This window comes from Dietzia sp. SLG310A2-38A2 (assembly GCF_014145095.1).
Lineage (GTDB): Bacteria > Actinomycetota > Actinomycetes > Mycobacteriales > Mycobacteriaceae > Dietzia.
In genome coordinates, this window is record NZ_JAALDX010000071.1 from 1 (window position 1) to 4,021 (window position 4,021).

Annotated in this window: 4 protein-coding genes and 1 tRNA gene; 2 read left to right on the top strand and 3 right to left on the bottom strand. The window is 69.9% G+C overall.

Annotation, left to right across the window (positions count from 1 at the left end; all coding sequences use genetic code 11):
- The 3 genes from G6027_RS03000 to G6027_RS19425 form a co-directional block, all read right to left on the bottom strand.
- On the bottom strand, positions 1–728 hold a 728-nt coding region (locus tag G6027_RS03000; RefSeq protein WP_182635299.1), incomplete at its 3' end, for a protein phosphatase 2C domain-containing protein.
- Positions 725–1,183, bottom strand: a complete 459-nt coding sequence (locus G6027_RS03005; RefSeq protein WP_182635300.1) for an FHA domain-containing protein — start codon at positions 1,181–1,183, stop codon at positions 725–727. The genes G6027_RS03005 and G6027_RS03000, both read right to left, overlap by 4 nt.
- Before the next feature lie 87 nt (positions 1,184–1,270).
- Positions 1,271–2,149 carry an FhaA domain-containing protein gene (locus G6027_RS19425; RefSeq protein ID WP_182635302.1) on the bottom strand — a complete coding sequence of 293 codons (879 nt, stop codon included), beginning with the start codon at positions 2,147–2,149 and terminating at the stop codon, positions 1,271–1,273.
- A gap of 207 nt (positions 2,150–2,356) precedes the next feature.
- Here G6027_RS19425 and G6027_RS03015 point away from each other — a divergent pair.
- Positions 2,357–2,442, top strand: a tRNA-Leu gene (locus tag G6027_RS03015).
- 419 nt (positions 2,443–2,861) lie between these two features.
- Positions 2,862–4,021 (top strand): Re/Si-specific NAD(P)(+) transhydrogenase subunit alpha (locus tag G6027_RS03020; RefSeq protein ID WP_182635304.1); only part of this gene is annotated, 1,160 nt, incomplete at its 3' end.

Sequence of the window (4,021 nt, forward strand, 5' to 3'; positions counted from 1 at the left end):
GTGCCGCCGCGGGGGGAGTCCACGACGTCCGCCACCACGACCGTGACGTTGTCCGGGCCGCCGGAGCGCAGCGCGAGCTGGACCAGCCGCTCGGCGGCGGCGTCGGCGGACCCGGTCCCGAGGGTCTCGGCGATGGTCTCGGTGCTCACCGGGTCGGACAGTCCGTCCGAGCAGAGCAGGTAGCGGTCGCCCACCCGTGCCTCGCGGACGACGGTGGTGGGCTCGACGGGCTCTCCGGTGAGGGCCTTGAGGATGAGCGAGCGGCGCGGGTGCACGTGCGCTTCCTCGGCGGTGAGTTCGCCGCGGTCGACGAGCGACTGGACGAAGGTGTCGTCCTTGGTGATCTGCGTGAGGACGTCGTCGCGGAGCAGGTACGCGCGCGAGTCGCCCACGTGGAGCAGTCCCATGCGCCGGCCGTCGAAGAGCAGGGCCGTGAGCGTGCAACCCATCCCGTCGGCCTCCGGATGCGCCTCGACGTGCGCGGCGATCGCCTGGTTGCCCTCGTGCATGGCCCGGCTGAGCGCGCCGGCGAGATCGGAACCCGGTTGGTCCTCGTCGAGCTTGGCCAGGGTCGCGACCATGATCTGGCTGGCCAGCTCGCCCGCGGCGTGACCGCCCATACCGTCGGCCAACGCGAGGACGCGGGGCGCGGCGTAGGCGGAGTCCTCGTTGTTGTCCCGCACCATCCCCGTGTGGGAGCGGGCGGCGTAACTGAGCGCCGGGGTCACGCGCGCAGCTCGATCACGGTCTTGCCGATTCGGATCGGCGTGCCGGCGGCCACCTTGACCGGGGTCGTCACCCGCGATCTGTCCAGATAGGTGCCATTGGTCGAACCGAGGTCCTCGAGGAACCAGTCCGGCCCGTGGGGCGACAGCCTGGCGTGTTGATTGGATGCGTAGTCGTCGTCGATCACCAACGTGCACGAGTCGGCCCGGCCGAGCAGGACCGGTTGTTCGGACAGCGTGATGCGGGTGCCGGCCAGGGCGCCCTGGGTGACGACGAGGTGGCGGATCGCCTTGGTGCCCCGGCCGAGGAATCCGCCTCGGCGCTCACCCTGGTTGCCCGACCGCATCCCGACGTTGCCGAAGACATCGGTCTTCAGCGCCCGCAGGACGAGGTAGATGAACAGCCACAACAGCACCAGGAGGAGGCCACGCGAGAGTTGTAGGACGAGTCCCTGCACGAGTTCGGTCCTCCCCTCTCCGGTCAGGTCACCTCGGGCAACGTGTGATCGCCCCCGGAGGTTCCCGGGGGTCCTTGCGTGTCGAGGCTAGTCGAACCGGACGGTTATCTCCGAGTGTCCGACGCGGATCACGTCGCCGTCCGCCAGCTGCCAGTCCTGCACGGGGCCCTCGTTGACCGTGGTCCCGTTGGTGGAACCCAGGTCGGTCAGGACCGCCTCGCGGCCATCGAAACGGATGTCAGCGTGTTGCCGGGACACCCCGGTGTCCGGGAGTCGGAAGGCGGCGTCCTGGCCGCGCCCCAGCAGGTTGGACCCGCGCTGGAGGCGGAAGGTGCGACCGGATCCGTCCTCGAGGTGCAGTGTCACCGAGAGCGAGGCGCGACCCTGGGTGATCTGGGTGGGGGCGTCGGACGGGCCACCCCAACCGGGGTTCTGGCCGGCGGACCCGGACCGGGTGGCGACTGGGTAGTTGGAGGCGGGTGCCTGCATGGGGTTGTTCTCCTGACTGGCGCCCGGCGACGCGGGGGACGGCGACGACGGAGCCGGATGGCCCGGTGCCGGTGCCGGCGCGGCGGCCGAGATGTGAAACGGGACGGCGTCGGGGTCCACGACCCCGTTGATACGCATCTGCCCGGTGTGGAGGTCGTCGCGCTCGACGAAGGTGACCGTGACCGGGCCGTAGGTCTCCCACCCCTGTTCCGCGATGTGGTCCGAGAGATGGCGGGAGAACGTCTTGACGGCCAGGGCCTCGTCCTCCGTGAAGGACGCGTAGTCCGACCGGGCGAGCGTGATGGTGTAGCTGTTGGAGACCAGCAGGTGCCCGTCGACCACCTTGAGGGAGGCCTCGGACTGCTTACGGAGCTGCGCCTCCACCTCGGCCGCCACCACCTTGCCGCCGAAGAGGCGGGCGAAGGCGTCCCCGACCGCGCCCTGGAGTGTGCGTTCGAACTTGCCGACGATTCCCACGAGCGCCTCCTCTTCCCTGGTGCGTGTCGGTTTCCCTGGTGCGTGCCGGACGTCTGGTCGCCGCTCGTGACGGCGGCATCCGGTCGATCATAGAGGCGGGGGCGGCCCGAAGCACGTGCCTGGGATCACCGGAGGTCGTGGAGCCCGACTCCACCAGCGGATTAGTGTGGCTGGTTTGGTGCGTGTTAACGTATGCGGGCGTTACTCGGGCGAGTGGCGGAATGGCAGACGCGCTGGCTTCAGGTGCCAGTGTCCTTCGGGACGTGGGGGTTCAAGTCCCCCTTCGCCCACCAGATGAGAGCAGCTGCGGTTGCCTCGTGAGCCGGCCGAGAGGCCGGCTCTTCGCATTTCGGGCCGGGATGTGAGACCCGGTCGTTGCACATGTCACCTGAATCGGGTTCAATTATCGGTGTGACGTAGGCTCACGCAGATGTTCTCCCGGAGGTCGGCGCCACCATGCCGACGCCCCTGAGGACAACGCCATCATGGTGGACGGAGCAGAGATCACCATCTCGCCCGCGCCACCCTCGTGAGCTCGCATCCCACAGCTCGAATCCCAGACCGGTGCCCGGAGCGAACCCGGGCGATCACACACCGGGACCCGAACACGATGTAATGAACTGACATTGTCTGAGTCGGAGCACGCGCGTCGACTCTCCACAACGCTGTCGAAGGAACCCCTATGGCCTCGAGCCTCGAAGAGATCCCCGATATGACCCCGGAGACCGATATCCGGGACAGTGCGGACGCCCCCTCGGTGATCGGCGTGGTCGCCGAGTCCGATCCCGCGGAGAACCGGGTGGCCGCCACCCCGGCCACCGTCGCCAAGCTGATCGGCCTGGGCTACCGGGTCGTCGTGGAGCACGGCGCCGGCACCCGCGCCGAGTTCTCCGACGAGGCCTACGCCGAGTCCGGCGCCGACCTGGTCTCCGGTGACGTGGCCTGGTCGGGCGATGTGGTGCTGAAGGTCGCGGTGCCCACGGAGGCCGAGGTGGCCCGGATGCGGTCCGGTGCGACCCTCGTCGGCCTGCTGGCACCGGCCCAGAACGAGCGACTGCTGTCCGTCCTGGCCGAGCGCGGGGTCACCGCGCTGGCGATGGACGCGGTCCCGCGGATCTCCCGTGCACAGTCGATGGACGTGCTCAGCTCCATGGCCAACATCGCCGGCTACCGCGCCGTGATCGAGGCCGCCCACCACTTCGGCCGGTTCTTCACCGGACAGGTCACCGCGGCGGGCAAGGTCCCCCCGGCCAAGGTGCTGGTGGCCGGTGCGGGGGTCGCCGGTCTGGCGGCGATCGGTGCGGCCAGCAGCCTCGGGGCGATCGTCCGCGCCACCGATCCGCGTCCCGAGGTGGCCGACCAGGTCAAGTCGATCGGCGGCGAGTACCTGCCCGTCGAGGTCCCGGACGAGGAGAAGGTCGTCTCCACGGACGGCTACGCCAAGGCCACCAGCGAGGCCTACGACCGCGCGGCGGCGGCCCTGTACTCGGCCCAGGCGGCCGACGTGGACATCGTCATCACCACCGCGCTGATCCCGGGCCGGGCGGCCCCGCGTCTTCTCACCGCCGCGGATGTGGCGTCGATGAAGCGCGGCTCGGTGATCGTGGACATGGCCGCCGCCCAGGGCGGCAACGTCGAGGGCAGCGTCGCCGACGAGGTCGTGGTGACCGAGAACGGCGTGACGATCATCGGGTACACCGATCTCGCCGGGCGCCTGCCCGCGCAGGCCTCGCAGCTGTACGGCACCAACCTGGTCAACCTCACCAAGCTCGTCACCCCGGAGAAGGACGGTCGGTGGGCGCTGGATCTGGACGACGTCGTCCAGCGCGGGGTGACCGTGGCCAAGGGCGGCGAGATCATGTGGCCGCCCCC